An 18928-nucleotide genomic window follows, 5' to 3' on the forward strand; every position below is an offset into this window, starting at 1 on the left:
TTTACCGCTGCAGAATGAATAACTGCAGTTTATCAACTATTCTCAGCGAGCGAGAACCTGATGGTGGCTACTGCTGCAAAAAGCATCGAATCCACCGTAAAACGGTGAAAAACTTCACGATGAAGCGATTCCGTGCCATCATTTCGTTGATAATCACGGACCGAACAGGATTTTGCTGCCATGAACAGGGGCTGGAAACGCGCGCTTGCCGCGCTGCTGGCAGCGATCCTGCTGCTGACAGGACTTTTACTCACGGTAACGCAGTGGCTACCGAGGCTGGTAGGGCTGTGGCTGCCGAATGATACCTTCATTTCCCTTGATGGCGGACCGCGCTGGCAGCACGGTGCGCTGAGCCTGCCCGGCGTCCACTACACTATCGGCGACTGCGAACTGGCGGCGGTGAAAAACGTCTCGCTCACCTACCGCCACCAGCGCTGGGTAGCCGACGCAGACAGCGTGATTATCGACAGCGAGTGCGCGGCCAAACTCCCGGCCAGTGACAGCCAGGATGCTCCCCGCACGCTGGCCGAATGGCAGCAGATGCTGCCCGGTGCCAGCGTGACCATCCGCCAGCTGACCCTCAAACCCTGGCCGCAGTGGGCGGGGCAGCTCCAGCTTGATTTCGAACCCGACAGCCAGCAGCTGCACTATAAAGGTGACAATCTCTCTCTTGAGGCTGAACTGCGGCAGCAGCAGCTGACGCTAAAAACCCTGACCGTACTGGCACCGGGTATCGCTCAGCCGGTCACGCTTGACGGTACGCTGACGCTGCCGCGCATTCCTGATGCGCTGCCGCAGAGCGGCGCGCTGCATGGCAATCTGGCGCTGGACGGCATTGCGGAGCCGCTGAATGTGCAGCTTGACTGGCAGCAGCAGAGCGGCACCTTACGCGTCAGCGCGGCAAATCAGCCGCAGCCGCTGCTGGACCTGCCGTGGCAGATAACGCCGCAGAATATTCAGATACAGCAGGGCAGCTGGAGCTGGCCGTGGGGCACCCAGCCGCTTTCTGGCGGGGTTTCGCTGCTGGCCGAGGACTGGCAGAAGGGGCTGACCGCCACTCAGCTTAGCGGCCGTCTGAACCTGCTGACCTCGGGGCGTGGCGGCAAAGGCAACGTGGTGCTGTCGGTGGGGCCGGGGCATCTTGACTGGCAGGAAAGCAGCCTGCCGCTGCGCCTTTACGGCGAAAGCAAACTCGATGCGCTGCAGTTTTACGCCAGCCTGGTGGGCGAACTTCGTGGGCCGCTGGCCGATCCGCAGCTGGCAATGCTGCCCGGCGCGCTGCTGCGGATGAAGGGCCGCCTGCTGTCGACGCTGGAAGTCGATGAAGCCCGCTGGCCGCTGGCCGGGGTTAAGATCTCTTCAGCGGGGATCGACGGTCGTCTGCAGGCGATACTCAGTGCGCACGACGTGCAGATGGGCAATTTCCGTCTGCATCTTGACGGGCGGGCCAGCGATTTCTGGCCGGATAAAGGTGAATGGCGCTGGCGCTACTGGGGCGACGGGCGGCTGAAGCCGCTGGCGGCGAAGTGGGACGTGACCGGCACCGGGCGCTGGCAGGATTCGCTGATTGAACTCTCCACGCTTTCCACCGGCTTCGACCGTATAAGCTACGGCAGCGTGAACATGGCTGCGCCGCGACTGACGCTGGTGAAACCCGTCAGCTGGCAGCGCGATGAGCAGAATCCATCCTTCGACGGCGAGCTGGCGCTAAAAGCGCGCGAAACCCGCTTCAGTGCCGGGGGCTATCTGCCGCCGTCGACCCTGACCCTGGCGGTAAAAGGCCGCGATCCGGCCGCGTTTCTGTTTAACGGCGCACTTCAGGCGCAGAAAATCGGACCGGTTCAGGTGCGTGGGCGCTGGGACGGCGAACGCCTGCGCGGCCAGGCCTGGTGGCCGGAACAGTCGCTGCGGGTCTTTCAGCCGCTGCTCAGCCCGGACCTCAAACTGTCGATCCAGAGCGGCACGCTGAAGGCGCAGGTGGCATTTTCAGCCGCGGCCGATCAGGGACTGGAAGCCGGTGGCCACTGGCTGGTGCGTAACGGCCGCGCGCTGCTGCCGGATAATGAATTCAACGGCGTGGATTTCTCGCTGCCGTTCCGTCTGCAATCCCACCGCTGGTACTTTGGTACCCACGGCCCGGTTTCGCTGCGCATCGGCGAGATCAAAAACCAGTTTACCATGCAGAATGTCACCGCCGATCTGCGCGGCTGGTATCCGTGGAGCGAAGCGGAGCCGCTCAGCCTGACTAACGTCAGCCTGGATATGCTGGGCGGTACGCTGAGCCTTGACCGTTTACAGATGCCGCAGACCGAGGCGGCAAAAATCCGCGTGCAGCATCTTGCGCTGTCGCAGCTGATTACGGCGATGAAGCTCAAGCAGATTGCGCTGTCCGGCCATATCAACGGCGAGCTGCCGCTGTTCCTCAATAACAGCCAGTGGCTGGTGAAGGACGGCTGGATCGCCAACAGCGGGTCGCTGACCGTACGGATGGATAAAGATATGGCCGATGCCATCAGCAGCAATAATATTGCTGCCGGTGCGGCCATCGACTGGCTGCGCTATATGGAAATTTCGCGCAGCTGGGCGACGCTCGACCTTGATAACCTTGGCTGGATGAGCCTGACGGCAAAAGTTGACGGCACCAGTCGATTTAGCGACCGCGATCAGCGCGTTGCGCTGAATTACACCCAGCGGGAAAACCTGTTTCAACTCTGGCGCAGCCTGCGCTTTGGCGATAACCTGCAATCCTGGGTGGAAGATAATGCCACCCTGCCGTCGCAGAAGGAAAAACGTGATGAAAGCCCTGAATAGCCTGCAGATGGCTGGCGCGATGCTGTTGCTGTGCGGATGTATTCCGCGCATTGAAGTGGCGGCGCCGAAAGAACCGATCACCATCAATATGAACGTTAAAATCGAGCACGAGATCCATATCAAGGTCGATAAAGACGTGGAAGCGCTGTTAAAAAACCAGAGCGGCCTGTTCTGAGGATAAAACAATGAAACTGCTGAACAGAGCACTCCTGCTGGGCTGTCTGATGATATCTTCCGGTGCCATGGCGCTGACGCTTGACGAAGCGAGGCAGCAGGGCCGGGTGGGCGAAACGCTTAACGGCTATATTGCCCCCAGACAGACTGATGCGGAAACTCAGGCGCTGGTAAAACAGATCAACGAAGGCCGCAGCAGGCAGTATCAGCTGCTGGCGGAGCAGAATAATATGACGGCGGCCGAGGTGGCCAGAATCGCCGGACAAAAACTGGTGACGCGGGCAAAACCGGGTGAGTACGTGCGCGGGATCAACGGTCAGTGGCTGAAAAAACAGCCGTAGCAAAAAGTATGACCGTAGCGAAAAGTATTGCTATGGCCGAAAAAAAACGCGATGCAGCGGGCATCGCGTTGTCGTTACGCTCCGGCAGCGATTTGCCACCGGTGATTAAAATCAGGCTGCAACGATTTTAGAGATAGCGTCTTTGGCATCGTTAGCGGCTTTCTGTGCCACTTCCGGACCGTAACCGATACCTTCAGCGAACACGAACTGCACGTCGGTCATCCCCAGGAAGCCCAGGAAGATGGTCAGGTACGGAGTCAGCAGATCGTTCGGGGTATCTTTATGGATGCCGCCGCGGCTGGTCAGAACAACCACTTTTTTACCTTTCACCAGGCCTTCAGGACCGTTTTCGGTGTAGCGGAAAGTGATGCCTGCACGGGCAACCAGGTCGAAGTAGTTTTTCAGCTGAGTTGGGATGTTGAAGTTGTACATTGGTGCAGCGATAACGATGGTGTCGTGCGCCTGCAGTTCTTCAATCAGCTCGTTGGACAGCGCCAGCGCGTCCTGCTGACGGGCATTCAGTTCAGCGTCGGAAGGGCGCAGTGCGCCAACCAGCTCACCGTCCAGAACCGGAATTGGGTTTGCAGCTAAATCGCGGATGGTGACTTCATCACCAGGATGAGCGGCTTTCCACTCTGAAACCAGATGATCGGCCAGTTGGCCTGACTGAGAATAACCGGCGAGGATGCTTGATTTCAAAACGAGTACTTTGCTCATGTCTTCATTTCCTGTTGAGTCGCGGAATGCTGTCCGCCTGATGTGAAACACTCTACTGCGATATGCCGATGAGTGTAAGTGCGAGTTTTTGTTATCTATGTTCGAAAATATTGAATAAGGATAGCCGCGCAGGTAAAACGCTAAGTTCTTGTCTGTGCTACTATACGCAAAATTTTTTATCACAATACATCCATGTTGTCGGTTAACCGCGCAATAAAGTGAGTTTGACCTATGTCTGATACACCACAATCTGCCCTGACCGCGTTCTGGCCGCGCCTGGACTCGCTGATGCTGCGCGACAGCCAGCGCCTGCAGCGTCGTCTGCACGGGGCAAAAAAAGTTAAAAGCCCGGCCGCACTTCAGGCGATTACCGAAGAGCTAAACCAGGATTTTACCGCCGCCGAGCTGCGAATTGCCCAGCGCCGCGCCGCCGTACCGACCATTAACTACCCTGAAAATCTGCCGGTCAGCCAGAAGAAGCAGGACATCGCCAATGCCATCCGCGATAACCAGGTGGTGATTGTCGCCGGTGAAACCGGCTCGGGGAAAACCACCCAGCTGCCGAAAATCTGCATGGAGCTGGGCCGTGGCATTCGCGGCCTGATCGGCCACACCCAGCCGCGCCGCCTGGCCGCGCGCACCGTTGCCGACCGTATTGCCGCCGAGCTGGAAACCTCGCTGGGCGGCTGCGTGGGCTACAAAGTTCGTTTTAACGATCAGGTCGGTGACACCACCCAGGTGAAGCTGATGACCGACGGTATCCTGCTGGCGGAAATCCAGCAGGACCGTCTGCTGATGCAGTACGACACCATCATTATCGATGAAGCCCACGAACGCAGCCTGAACATCGATTTCCTGCTCGGCTACCTGCGCGAGCTGCTGCCGAAGCGCCCCGATCTGAAAGTGATCATCACCTCGGCGACCATCGATCCGCAGCGTTTCTCGCGCCATTTCAACAATGCGCCGGTGATCGAAGTCTCGGGCCGCACCTATCCGGTAGAAGTGCGCTATCGCCCGGTGGTGGAAGATGCCGACGATACCGACCGCGACCAGCTACAGGCAATCTTCGACGCGGTGGATGAACTGGGTCAGGAGAGCCGTGGCGATATTCTGATCTTTATGAGCGGCGAGCGTGAAATTCGCGACACCGCCGACGCGCTGATGAAGCGCGATCTGCCGCATACCGAGGTGCTGCCGCTCTACGCGCGACTGTCGAACGCCGAGCAGAATCGCGTCTTCCAGTCACACGTCGGGCGGCGCATCGTGCTGGCAACCAACGTGGCGGAAACCTCGCTGACCGTGCCGGGCATCAAATACGTTATCGATCCGGGCACCGCGCGCATCAGCCGCTACAGCTTCCGCACCAAGGTGCAGCGCCTGCCGATTGAACCGGTATCGCAGGCGTCAGCCAACCAGCGTAAAGGGCGCTGCGGCCGCGTCTCTGAAGGGATCTGTATTCGTCTGTACTCCGAAGATGATTTCCTCAGCCGCCCACAGTTTACCGATCCGGAAATCCTGCGCACCAACCTGGCCTCGGTCATTCTGCAGATGACCTCGCTCGGGCTGGGAGACATTGCCGCCTTCCCGTTTGTGGAAGCACCGGACCAGCGCAATATTCAGGACGGCGTGCGCCTGCTGGAAGAGCTGGGTGCAATTACCCTGGATGATAACCAGCATTATAAACTGACCTCATCCGGCCGATCGCTGGCTCAGCTGCCGGTGGACCCGCGCCTGGCAAAAATGGTGCTGGAAGCGCAGAAATACGGCTGCGTGCGCGAGGCGATGATTATTACCTCCGCGCTGTCGATTCAGGACCCGCGCGAGCGTCCGGCCGAGAAAAAGCAGGCATCGGACGAGAAACACCAGCGATTTGCTGACAAAGAGTCGGATTTCAACGCCTTTGTTAATCTGTGGAACTATCTGCAGGAGCAGCAGAAAGCGCTGTCATCCAGCCAGTTCCGCCGCCAGTGCAAGCTGGACTATCTTAACTATCTGCGCGTGCGCGAGTGGCAGGATATCTATACCCAGCTGCGCCAGGTGGTACGTGAACAGGGCCTGCCGGTAAATAGCGAACCGGCCCCGTTCCGTGAAGTGCATACCGCGCTGCTGACCGGTCTGCTGTCGCATATCGGCCAGAAAGACAGCGACAAGCAGGAGTACACCGGCGCGCGCAATGCCCGCTTCGCCATCTTCCCCGGTTCCGGGCTGTTTAAAAAACCGCCGAAGTGGACGATTGTCGCCGAACTGGTGGAAACCAGCCGCCTGTGGGGGCGTATTGCCGCGCGCATAGAACCGGAATGGATTGAGCCGCTGGCGCAGCATTTGCTGAAGCGCAGCTACAGCGAACCGCACTGGGAGAAAGCGCAGGGCGCGGTTATCGCCGTCGAGAAGGTAACGCTTTACGGCCTGCCGATCGTCGCAGCGCGCAAGGTGAACTACAGCCAGATTGACCCGGTGCTGTCGCGCGAACTGTTTATCCGCCATGCACTGGTGGAGGGCGACTGGCAGACGCGCCACGGCTTCTTCAAGGCCAACCTCAAGCTGCGTGAAGAAGTGGAGGAGCTGGAACATAAATCCCGCCGCCGCGACATTCTGGTGGATGACGAGATCCTGTTCGAGTTCTACGACCAGCGTATTCCGCACGACGTGGTTTCCGCCCGCCATTTCGACAGCTGGTGGAAAAATGCCAGCCGCACGGAGCCGGAACGGCTGAACTTCGCCAAAGAGATGCTGATCCGCCAGGGTGCGGAAAACGTCAGCAAGCTGGATTACCCGAACTTCTGGCATCAGGGCAACCTGAAACTCAAGCTCAGCTACCAGTTTGAACCGGGCGCGGATGCTGACGGCGTGACCGTCCACGTGCCGCTGCCGCTGCTGAATCAGGTGGAAGAAAAAGGCTTTGAGTGGCAGATCCCCGGCATCCGCCGCGAGCTGGTTATCGCGCTGATCAAATCCCTGCCGAAGCCGTTACGCCGTAACTTTGTTCCCGCGCCAAACTACGCCGAAGCGTTCCTCGGCCGCGCTGAACCGCTGGTGCTGCCGCTGCTGGAATCGCTGGAGCGCGAATTCCGCCGTATGTCCGGCGTGACGCTGGACCGCGAAGCCTGGCAGTGGGATCAGGTGCCCGATCATCTTAAAATCACCTTCCGGGTGATCGATGAAAATAACCGTAAGCTGGCGGAAGGCAAAGACCTCGATGCGCTGAAACTACAGCTGAAGGGTAAGGTGCAGGAAACGCTATCGCAGGTGGCCGACGACGGCCTTGAGCAGAGCGGTCTGCATATCTGGAGCTTCGGCGATTTGCCGGACCACTTCGAGCAGAAGCGCGGCAGCTACAGCGTGAAAGCCTGGCCGGCGCTGGTGGATGAAAAAGACAGCGTGGCCATCCGGCTGTTTGACTCGCAGCATGAACAGCAGAAAGCGATGTGGCGCGGCCAGCGCCGCCTGCTGCTGCTGAACGTGCCGTCGCCAATCAAATACCTGCACGAAAAGCTGCCGAACAAGGCCAAGCTGGGGCTGTACTTTAACCCGTACGGCAAGGTGCTGGATCTGATTGACGACTGCATCGCCTGCGGCATTGATAAACTGATTGCCGAACACGGCGGCCCGAGCTGGCAGGAATCCGGTTACACCCGGCTGCACGATGTGGTACGCGCCGAGCTGAACGACACGGTGGTGGAGATCGCCAAAATGGTCGAGCAGATCCTCACCGCGGTGTTCAACATCAACAAGCGGCTGAAAGGGCGTGTAGATATGACCATGGCGCTGGCGCTTTCCGATATTAAAGCGCAGATGGGCGGGCTGGTGTATCGCGGCTTTGTCACCGGCAACGGCTGGAAAAAGCTGGCGGACACGCTGCGCTATTTGCAGGCGATTGAACGGCGCATGGAGAAGCTGGCGGTGGACCCCCACAGCGACCGCGCCAGGATGATCAAGGTGCAGAACGTTGAGCAGGCGTGGAACACCTGGTTCAACAAACTGCCGCCGCAGCGACGCGACGATGACGACGTGCAGGATATTCGCTGGATGATTGAAGAGCTGCGCGTCAGCTTCTTTGCGCAGCAGCTGGGCACGCCGTATCCCGTTTCGGAAAAGCGGATTACCCAGGCGATGGAACAGCTGGTCATTTAGTCATAAAAAGAGAGCGGTCGTTCCGGCGATCGCTCTCGAAACGTTTGCCGGGTTTAATCATGCTTTGTGCCGTATGACCGAGCACGAGACGGCTGATGCAAACGAGTACTATTCAGTTGCATGGCTTATAGATAAATTACGATTTTATGGATATTTTGCGCTCCGTACAGGCTTCACAAACCTAAATACATTAATATTTGTTTAAGTTTGTTTGTACTTAATGGAGCTGTAACTTTTGGCAAGGATCGCAAATGCCCCCCGGTGTCGCCATATTATTCTGGCGACACTTTCTGTCATTACCTGTTTTCACTTCACCGCTCAGGCTGCCCCGTTTATCGATCAGCAGCAGCAGCACATTAAAACCCAGCAGTCGGCGAAAGAGGCGCAGTTAACCCCGGATGCGCCGGATATTACCCTGACTGAACAGCCGCAGCCCGATGCCGAAGGTCCGTTTCCGCAGGAAACGCCCTGTTTTCCGATCAACCATGTTCAGCTGATGGGCAAAGAGGTCTTTCCACACTGGTTTCCGGCACAGCGGGTGGCTGACGGTGCAAAAGGGCACTGCCTCGGCGTGATGGGCATCAACCAGCTGATGAGCCGGCTGCAAAACCGTCTGGTCGATCGCGGCTGGGTAACATCGCGGGTGCTGATCCCCGAGCAGGATCTCAGCAGCGGAACACTAATCGTTGCCCTTGTGCCGGGCATGATTCGCCATATTCGCTATGCCGACGGCTCCGATAAACGCGCCGTGCTCTATACCTCTATTCCCGCCCGCGAAGGCGCACTGCTGGATCTGCGCGATATCGAGCAGGGGCTGGAGAATCAGCAGCGCCTGCCGACGGTGCAGGACAATATGGAGATTGTCCCCGGCGATAATCCCGGCGAAAGCGATGTGATCATCAGCCGACAACAGAGCAAAATCTGGCGGGTTAATCTGTGGGCCGATGACTCCGGCACGAAGAGCACCGGGCGCTATCAGGGCGGTGCCATGCTGGCGCTGGATAATCCGTTCGCCCTCAGCGATCTGCTGTATGTTTCCGCCAGCCACGATCTCGGCTTCAAAAGCCACGAACAGAGCAAAAATATTAACGGCCACTACTCGCTGCCGCTGGGCTACTGGCTGTTTGAGGTCAACGCCGGGCAGTACAACTACGTGCAAAACGTGGCGGGGTTCAATGGCGACATTCGCTATTCGGGTAAGAGTAAAAACCTGAACGTTGGCCTGAGCCGGGTTATTCAGCGCAACGCCAGCGGCAAAACGACGATGCGCGGCAGCGTGCTGGTTCGCGAGATCCGTAACTACATCGATCGTACCGAAATTGAGGTTCAGCGTCGGCGCACCAGCGCCTGGCTGCTCGGGCTCGATCATCGTCATTACTTTGGCGACGTGACCGTTGACGGCGGCGTCAGCTTCCAGCGCGGCACCCGCTGGTTTGGCGCGCTGCCCGCTTATGAAGAGCAATATGAAGACGGCTACGATGCTACCGAAAAAAGTAAAATTTTCACCCTGACGGCGGGCCTGAACTGGCCGTTTACGTTGGGAAATCAAAACTTTTCTTATCAGGTTAACTACCTGCAGCAGGCCAGCTCCACCCCGCTGACCTCGCCCGATCAAATCGCTATCGGTAACCGCTGGACGGTGCGCGGCTTTGACGGTGAACGCACCCTCAGCGCCAGTCGCGGTTGGTATGTACAAAATACGCTGGCATGGCGTACACCGCTGCCGCAGCAGGAGTTTTATCTCGGCGCAGACTACGGAGAAGTGAGCGGGCGCAGCGACGGTTCCACGCTGCTGGGGCACCAGCTGGCGGGCGGCGTGGCGGGCCTGCGGGGCAACCTCGACTTATTGGGCGCAAGCTATGACGCCTTCAGCGGCATACCGATCTATAAGCCACAGGGTTTTAAAACCGACTCGGTGACCTTTGGCTTCAGCGTCAGCTGGCAGTATTGATACAGGGATGAATCATGAACAAACACTGTTACTGCATCATTTTTAATCGCGCCCGTCGCATGCTGATGGTCGTTTCCGAACTGGCCCGCTGCCGCGCTGGCGATTCGGCTCGAGGCCCGGGCGGCATTGCTTCCTGCGTGGCCGTTCTGCGGCCTCTTACCGTGGCGTTATGGCTGGCCGGGGGACTGGTCAGCGCCGCGCAGGCTGGCACGATTACCGCCGATCGCGGCGCGCCCGGCGGGCAGCGACCAACCGTACTGCAAACCGGCAACGGTCTGCCGCAGATCAACATTCAAACCCCTAACGGCCAGGGGCTTTCCCACAATAAATACAGCCAGTTTGACGTTGGCGAGCGGGGGGCGATTTTAAATAACAGCCAGCACAGCACCCAGACCCAGCTGGCCGGTCAGGTAGCGGGTAACCCGTGGCTGGCGAAGGGATCGGCCAAAGTTATTCTCAACGAAGTCAACAGTATGAACCCCAGCCAGCTCCACGGTTTTGTTGAGGTAGCGGGCAAGAAAGCGGATGTGATTATCGCTAACCCGGCGGGGATCACCTGTAGCGGATGCGGTTTTATTAACGCCGGGCACAACACCCTGGCGGCCGGGCGCGTACAGGTGAAAAACGGCCAGGTGGCGGGCTATGATGTCGATCGCGGGCGGATCACCATCAGCGGCGGCGGTATGGACGGCAGCCGTCAGGATTATACCCATCTGATTGCCCGCGCGGTGGAGGTGAACGCCCGATTACAGACCGGCGATTTGCAGGTGACCACCGGCCGCAATCAGACGGATGCCAATGGCAACGTCGTGGTAGTGAAAGCGGACGATGCTGAAGGGCGGCCGCTGTTTGCGGTGGATACCTCGTCGCTGGGCGGTATGTACGGCAGGCGCATCACGCTGGTGGGAACCGAGCGCGGCGTGGGGGTGCGCAACGCCGGAGAAATCGGCGCGATGCAGGGAAAATTCACGCTAAATGCGCAGGGGAAAATCGCCAACAGCGGCACGCTTTATGCGCAGCAGGATCTGGCGCTGAAAGCATCCCAGCTCGATAACCAGGGGCATATCTCGACCGGCAGTAACCTGCAGATTGCCAGCCAGGGTGATGTGACGAATAAGGGGGCGCTGAGTGCCGACGGTCATCTGCAGCTGGACAGCGGCGGAAGGCTGCACAGCCAGGCCGGATCGGCGCTGACGGCGGGCGGTAACGCCACCGTGACTGCCCGCAGTATAGAAGCGGATGCAGGCAGTGCGATGGGGGCAGGAGTCGACAGCAGCGGAAAAGCAACGCGCACCGGGCAGCTGACGGTCAAGGCGGAACAGCGTCTTGCCAGCCACGGCACACATCTGAGCCACGACGGCTTTATTGCCTCCGGCCGCGAAGTGGATCTCTCCGGTAGTCAGAGCCGGGCAGCAACGGTTACCGTGACCGCCCGTGAAGGGAATATCAACGCTGACGATACGTTGATTGACGCGCGGCAGGCCACGCTGAGTACGGCGCATACCTTAACTACGCGGCGGAGCGCTATCGCTGCGGACCAGCTGAACATCCATGCGGCTGAAAAGATCGATAACACGCGCGGAACGCTGATTTCACGCGGCGATCGGGGCCTGGCGTTGAACAGCCAGCGGATAGATAACCGTGGCGGCACGCTGGCCAGCGCCGGGGATTTTTCCCTCAGCAGCCATTCTCTGGACAATACCGGCGGCGAGCTGGGCTCCGAAAACGGCAGTGTTGCGATCCAAAGCGATGATGTCAGCGGCGCGCAGGGCAAAATTCTTGCGGCTAAGGACCTGACGATTGGCGGCCAGCAGATCCTGCTGGACGGCGGCCTGACGCAGGGGCGGCAGGTTCGCGTACAGGGAACGTCGCTGTCGATACAGAACGGCCAGCTACTGCAAACCGGTAAGGGCGAGATGCAGATAAAGGCGACCGGCAATCTTCACGCTCGCGAGGGCGTGATTGAGAGTGCGGGAGCCATCGATCTGCGTGCGGCCAGCCTGGACAATAGCCTGGGTCGCATTGCCAGCAACAACGCGCTGCGGGTGGCGACCGGTAATCTTAATAACGCTTCAGGAACGCTGCTTGGCGAGCATCTTGACGTCCGCGCGGACGCGCTGAACAACCGCGAAGGCATGCTGGAATCGCTTCAGTCGCTCAATATTACCGCCGGTTCACTGGACAGCCAGCAGGGCTTTATCAGCGCCGATAGCGGTGATGCGAATCTGTCCATCAGCGGGGAGATCGACAACCGTGGCGGAAACCTGCAAAGCGCGAAAAATCTGCACCTCAGCGCGGCGCAGCTGGCTAACCAGGGCGGCAGAGTGCTGGCGGCCGACGGCAGGCTTCAGGGGGATTTCAGCGGCAGCGTAGATAACCGTAGCGGTAAATTTATTGCGCAGCAGCTGGCGATACAGGCTGCCGATCTTAACAACCAGCAGGGTGCGATCGGTGCCGTTTCCGGCGAGGGTAAGCTGGACCTCTCGGGCGCGCTGGACAATCGCGGGGGAACTCTGGAAGGGGGAAGCGGGCTGACGCTGGCGGCTTCCTCGCTGGATAACACCGCCGGACGCATCGCCACACCGGGAGCTATTCGCCTCGATCTGCGCGGCGGCGAGCTGATTAACGCGCAAACTAACGCCGACGGGCTGGGCATTCTCAGCGGAAAGGCGCTGGCGCTTAACACCGGCGACCTCAATAACCGGCAGGGCAAGCTACAGGCGCAGAGCCTGGATCTCTCCGCCGCTCACATCGATAACCAGTCGGGTGTACTGGCGGCCAGCGACCGGCTGAACCTGAAAGGCAGCTCGCTGAATAATACGCAGGGTATGGTGAGTGCCGATGAAGGGGCGGCATCGCTGGCGCTGTCCGGCCCGCTGATCAACCGGCTGGGTACGCTGCAAAGCCAGCAGACGCTGACTCTTCAGGCCGCCTCGCTTGATAACAACGGCGGCACCGTGCTGTCTGCCACGGCGCAGATTATCGGCCAGCTCAGCGGCGCGCTGACTAACCTGGCGGGAAACCTGCTGGCAGGCACCTCGCTGGAGCTGCATGCCGGATCGGTTGATAACCGGAACGGGGTCATTGCTGCTACCAACGGAGACAGCTCCCTGAATGCGGCGGGCCAGATTAATAACGAGGGCGGCGATATTGAAAGCAGCCAGCGCTTAACCCTGGATGCCGCGAGCGTAAAAAACAGCCAGGGCCAGCTGCTGGCCGGTGACGCGATGCAGATTTCCACCCGCGAGATGAACAACGCGGGCGGGCTGATCCAGGCCAGCGATGCACTGGATATCAACACCCACGGCGGGGCGCTGATTAACGCTGATACGCTCACCGAAACCGGCGGAATTCGCGCTGGCGGTGCGTTGACGCTGAGCGCAGGCAACGTGGATAACCATAACGGTTTAATCAGCGGCGATACGTTCGCAGGCCAGGGTCTGGCGTGGAACAACCTTGCCGGGGAGATCAACAGCCTGCATGCGCTGAGCCTGAGCGGAACCACGCTCGGTAACGGCCAGGGGCTGATTAGCGCCGGAGACGGTGACCTGACAATATCGCTGAGCCAGAGCCTTGATAATCAGCAAGGCACGATGCAGAGCAGCCAGGGCCTGAACGTTACGGCCGCTGAACTCAATAACACCAGCGGTTCTCTGCTGGCGGCGGGCGGCAGCGCCAGCGTGAAGGTGCAGAACGCGTTAACTAACCAGCAGGGGAAACTGCTGGCGAAAGACGATCTGCTGCTCAACGCTGGCAGCCTTGATAACGGTAACGGCCAGATGGTGTCGACCAGCGGATCGTTAACCGTCTCAGCCGGAGCCCTGAATAATCGGCTCGGCAGCCTGGCGGCGCAGAAGGATGTGCAGCTTGACGCTCAATCGCTGGACAACCGTGAAGGGACCATCACCAGCGTGGACGGTGCGCTGAATGCCCGGCTGGATGCGGGGGTTGATAACCAACACGGCGTGCTGCAAAGCGGAAATAGCGTCGCGCTTACCGGCGCATCGCTGGACAACCGCAGCGGTAAAGTGCTGGCCGTGGCCGGGAAAAATCAGATTACCGTAAGCAACGAGCTGAATAATGCGCAGGGGCAGATTGTCAGCGGCGGGGCGACCGAGCTGCACGCTGCATCGCTGAGCAACCAGGACGGTGCCGTCAGCAGTAAAAACGGCGCGCTCGAGGTTAAGGTTAACGGCGCGATCGATAACCAGCGGGGATCGCTGGAAGCCGCCGGGCCGGTACAGATTAGCAGTACCAGCCTCGACAACCGTGAGGCATCAATCCTCTCTGCAAACGAATCGCTGACGGTCAGCATCGCGCAGAGCCTGAACAATCAGCAGGGCCGCATTGCCGCCCGTAAAAACGTGACGCTGAGCGCCGACGGGCTCAATAATCAGCAGGGGACCGTGACCGCCGTTGACGAAACACTGACGGTTCACGGCGGGCAGAACCTGGACAATAGCGACGGAACGCTGCAAAGCAGCGGCGATCTGTCACTTGATACGCTCAGCCTGACCAACGCGCGCGGAACCATTCAGTCCACTCAGGGAGACGGGCTGCTGACGATCGCTGGCTCTGTGGACAACCAGCTGGGCAGCATCGTCGCCAGCGGGGCGCTGATCCTGAGCAGCGGCGATATCGATAACCGCAAAGGGGGGCTGCTGGCGGATTCCCTCGATCTGAGCAGCCAGCGGTTAACTAACCAGGCGGGATTAATTCAAGGCAGCGATAGCCTGCGTATTGATACCCACGGTCAGCAGCTCGACAACAGCGACACTAACGGTGATAAAACCGGGCTACGCAGCGGCGGTATGCTGAATCTGATCGCGGGCGATGTGATCAATCAGGCCGGGCTGATTGCCGGGAAGCTGCTGGATCTTAACCTCAGGAGCCTGAATAACCGCGCGGGTGCTATCGGCAGCGCTGAAGGCAGCAAGATCGCCAGCGGCGCGCTGGATAATCAGAATGGCGCAATCCAGTCCGGCGGCGACATCAGCCTGGATACGCACGGTGCCGATCTGCATAACCAGCAGGGAAAACTGCTGGCCGACGGATCGCTTGCCATCAACAGCGGCAGCCTGAGTAACCAGCAGGGCCTGATCCAGGGTGGCGCTGGCCTGTCTGTGCAGGGGAGCCGCGTTGACAATCAGCACGGCCAGATGCTTTCGGGCGCGGATCTGACGGCCAGCGTGGATTCGCTGGGCAACACCGATGGCCTGCTGTTTGCCGCCGGGGATGCGCAGCTGGCGGTCCGGCAGAACGTACAAAACCAACAGGGGCTGATCAAAGCCGGCCAGGCGCTGATTCTGAGCGCCAGCCAGATTGACAATCAGCACACGCGCGGCAGCAAACAGGGCATTGAGGCGCAGGATCTGACGCTGAGCGCTGGCAGCCTCAACAATCAGGACGGTGCCCTGTGTGCGGGCGATACGTTGCAGGCCAACGTGCGCGAGCAGCTCAATAACCAGAACGGCCTGATTTCGTCGCAGAACAGCCTGAAAGTGGGCCAGCCGGGTTCGCAGCTGGCGCTGAACAACGCGGGCGGCGACATCGTTGCCAACGGCGATGCCAGCCTGTGGTTAGGGAAGTTTGACGGTGCAGGGCGGATCGTCAGCGGCGGCAGTCTTGGCCTGGATATCACTTCCGCTGTAAACCAGAGCGGGACGCTGGCCGCGGGTGACGATCTGACTTTCAATACCCACGGCAACGCACTGACCAACAGCGGCGCGCTCAGCGCGGGCAAGCAGCTGACGCTGACCACCGGACAGCTGAACAATCAGCAGAGCGGCGACATCAATGCGGGCACGACCCACATCAATGCTTCCGGCATCCTCAATCAGGGGCTGATCGACGGTGGCGATGTGCTGTTGCGCACCGACACGCTGCACAACACCGGAACGGGGCGTCTGTACGGTGACCGGCTGGTGATTGATGCGCGCACGCTGCTGAATGATAAGTCCGGAGAAACGGCTGCGACGATTGCCGCCCGCGACGATCTGACAATCGCCACCGATCGGCTGAGCAATCAGGATCACGGCCTGATCTACAGTAACGGCGGGCTGAGCATTGGCGGCAGGCTGAACGCTGCGGGCGAACTGACAGGCCAGGCATCGCAGGTTGAGAACCTGAGCGCCACCATTGAGGCGATGGGCGATCTGCGCATTGACGCCGCGAAGACGGAAAACCGTGATATCCACTTAACGGTCAGCAGCGATCTGAAAACCGTCTACGTTACCCCGAATGTGCTGGAAGTTGAGCTGTGCACCGGGGAAAAATGGACCGAGGGCTGCGGCAGGACGGACGGCCAGCACTACAGCTTCAAAGGGTATCTGGTTGAATTCAACCAGGACGAAACCAGCCCCGTTGCCTTTGACTTCGATCAGGACGGGCGCAGCTACGCGCTGGATGAGCAGGGTAATCGCATCACCGTCGACGTTGACGGAAAGCCGCAGTACATCTACCTCTGGCAGGATAACGATAAGGATATCATCCGCTTTAATCTGCCGGGCGTATCCGGCGACGGGCGTCGATTCGATATTTTCTCCTACACCCAGAGCGTAAAAGAGCAGCAGGTCAGCGGCCAGGACAGCGCGGTGATCCGCAGCGGCGGCGATTTAACGCTGAACGGCGATCTGCACAATAAAGACAGCCAGGTGGTGGCCGGGCAGGATCTGCTGATTAACGGCAGCGTCGATAATGATGCAACCACCGTCCGGCAGGAAATCAGCAAAGACGGCGTGGTGGTCAGAGCGGGTAAACGCAAGAGTCACAAGCAGACCCACTTTGAGGGGCAAGGCGTTTATCAGGCACCGGTGCAGGAAACGGATCTGCCGCTGCATCTGACCGTTCAGCAACAGGGGCAGGGAGCGGGTGAAGGCCGGACGATCGCCCAACAGCAGTCAACCTCCGGTGCGGGCAGGCAGGCATCGGGGCTGAACGGCGCTGAAACTCTGGCCCGGCTCGGGCAACAGACGCTGGTGAGCGAAGTGCCGCTGCCGTCCGGGCCGTCCGGGGATACGCAGCTGAAACCCGTGTCGGATGCCCTTTCCGACGGCAGCGGCGCTGCCGATCTGCAAATGCGGAAAACCGCAGACGGCATGACGGATGCCGCGCTCACCGGCGCGGCGGACCTGACGGCCACCTCTGCGGGCAATACCGGCAGCACGCAGGACGGCGCTCAGATTGATGATACGCACAGCGGGCTGCCGGTGACGTCTCCTTCGAAGGATAACTGGGTGCTGCGCAGCGTGACCGGGCCGGTGAAACTGCCGGATAACAGCCTTTTCAGCCTGCATCCCGGCTCAGACAGCCATTACCTGGTTGAAACCGATCCGCGCTTTACCGACGGTAAACAGGCGCTGAGCAGCAGTGCCTTCTACAGCCAGGACCAGCTGCAACAACGGCTGGGGGACGGTTTCTACGAGCAGTCGCTGGTGCGGGATCAGGTGATGAAGGCCACCGGCCAGCGCTATCTTTCCGGCTACAGCGACGATGAAAGCCAGTACCGGGCGCTGCTCAGCAGCGGTAAATCCTTCACCGAACGCTTTACCATTTCTCCGGGCGCGGACCTCACTGCGGAACAGATGGCGCAGGTGACCGCTGATATGGTGCTGATGGTGAACCAGACGGTCACCCTGCCGGACGGAACCACGCAGGTGGTCAGCGTGCCGAAGCTGTATGCCCGCGTGCAGCCCGGCGATCTGCAGGGCAACGGCACCCTGCTGGCGGGTAACACCGTGCGCATCAACACCGCCGACAAGGTGATTAACAGCGGCAGTATTAACGGGCGCGAGCTGACCGCTGTTTCGGCGGGCAGCCTGCTGAACACCGGCGATATCAGCGGCAATATCACGCAGCTGGTGGCGACCGGGGATATCGTCAACCGGGGCGGGCAGCTGAAGGGCGGCGACCAGCTCACCCTGCAGGCCGGGAATGATATTCTCAGCCTGACCGGCAGCGAACAGCGGGGCAGCGAGAGCTGGCTGGGCCGCCAGGCGGGGATAGGGGTGACGAACGACGGCGGCCTGCTGTCGCTGAACGCCGGTCATGATATTCAGCTGACGGCCAGCGTGGTGAGCAGTCAGGGCCGCGACAGCACCACCCGGCTGACTGCGGGCAACGATATCACCCTGGACACGGCGAAGAGCTCTCACGCCACCGACTACACCCGCAACAGCGAGAACTACGACCGTACGCTGGAAAGCCGTGAGGTCGGTTCCGTTGTCAGCGCCGGGGGCAGCCTGCTGATGCAGGCAGGGCGCGATATGAATCTGCGCGCGGCGGATGTGACGGCGACCGGCGACGCCACGCTGCTGGCGGGCAATAACCTGAACCTGACGAGCGGGGAAGCCAGCTGGGATCAGTCTTCCAGTGCGAAGTGGAAAAAACACGGTCTGATGTCGAAGACCACCACGAAGATCCAGAGCGAGACGCATCAGCAGAGCGCGATCGGCAGCACCGTCTCCGGCGACACGCTGAAGGTGATGGCGGGTAACGACCTGACCGCGTCGGGCAGTAACCTGCTGGGCACAAACGATGTGACGCTGAGTGCGGGCAACAACCTGACGCTGACCACCGCAGCCGAGTCCGATCACTCTGCCTCGGTTGAGCAGAAGAAAAAATCCGGCTTCAGCGGCAGCGGCGGGATAGGCTTCTCGCTGGGGCATTCGTCGCAGAAACTGACCCGCGATGACAGCAGCAACGTGCAGAAGGGCAGCGTGGCGGGCAGCAGCGCGGGGAGCCTGACGCTGCAGGCCGGGAACGCGGCGACCGTGCACGGCAGTGACCTGGTGGCCGGTCAGGA

Annotated in this window: 7 protein-coding genes; 6 read left to right on the forward strand and 1 reads right to left on the reverse strand. The window is 60.1% G+C overall.

Going from position 1 to position 18928, the window contains the following annotated elements; genetic code table 11:
• The first annotated feature begins 180 nt into the window (after positions 1-180).
• From OMR58_RS19700 to OMR58_RS19710, 3 genes are read left to right on the forward strand one after another with little or no spacing between them, the layout of a single operon-like run.
• A complete protein-coding gene (locus tag OMR58_RS19700; RefSeq protein ID WP_264546736.1) occupies positions 181-2811 on the forward strand; it encodes a YdbH family protein in 2631 nt (876 codons plus the stop codon).
• Positions 2795-2986: a YnbE family lipoprotein gene (locus OMR58_RS19705; RefSeq protein WP_105594674.1), complete on the forward strand. Its 192-nt coding sequence runs from the start codon at positions 2795-2797 to the stop codon at positions 2984-2986. The genes OMR58_RS19700 and OMR58_RS19705 overlap by 17 nt, the downstream gene beginning before the upstream one ends.
• 10 nt (positions 2987-2996) lie before the next feature.
• The gene (locus OMR58_RS19710) at positions 2997-3326 is read left to right on the forward strand and encodes a YdbL family protein (protein ID WP_105594673.1); all 330 of its coding nucleotides are present in this window, start codon (positions 2997-2999) and stop codon (positions 3324-3326) included.
• Between the two features lie 111 nt (positions 3327-3437).
• Here the strand turns inward: OMR58_RS19710 and OMR58_RS19715 are convergent, their stop codons facing one another.
• Positions 3438-4043 (reverse strand): FMN-dependent NADH-azoreductase, encoded by a 606-nt coding sequence (locus OMR58_RS19715; RefSeq protein WP_264546737.1) that lies wholly within the window; start codon positions 4041-4043, stop codon positions 3438-3440.
• Between the two features lie 231 nt (positions 4044-4274).
• Here OMR58_RS19715 and hrpA point away from each other — a divergent pair, with 231 nt between their 5' ends.
• From hrpA to OMR58_RS19730, 3 genes are all read left to right on the forward strand, one after another.
• Positions 4275-8174, forward strand: a complete 3900-nt coding sequence (gene hrpA, locus OMR58_RS19720; RefSeq protein ID WP_264546738.1) for an ATP-dependent RNA helicase HrpA — start codon at positions 4275-4277, stop codon at positions 8172-8174.
• A 271-nt stretch (positions 8175-8445) separates the two neighbouring features.
• Complete coding sequence (locus tag OMR58_RS19725) at positions 8446-10125, forward strand: ShlB/FhaC/HecB family hemolysin secretion/activation protein (RefSeq protein ID WP_444861329.1); 1680 nt, start codon at positions 8446-8448, stop codon at positions 10123-10125.
• Between the two features lie 14 nt (positions 10126-10139).
• On the forward strand, positions 10140-18928 hold an 8789-nt coding region (locus OMR58_RS19730; protein WP_264546740.1), incomplete at its 3' end, for a two-partner secretion domain-containing protein.

The organism is Erwinia sp. INIA01 (assembly GCF_025947915.1).
Lineage (GTDB): Bacteria > Pseudomonadota > Gammaproteobacteria > Enterobacterales > Enterobacteriaceae > Erwinia > Erwinia coffeiphila.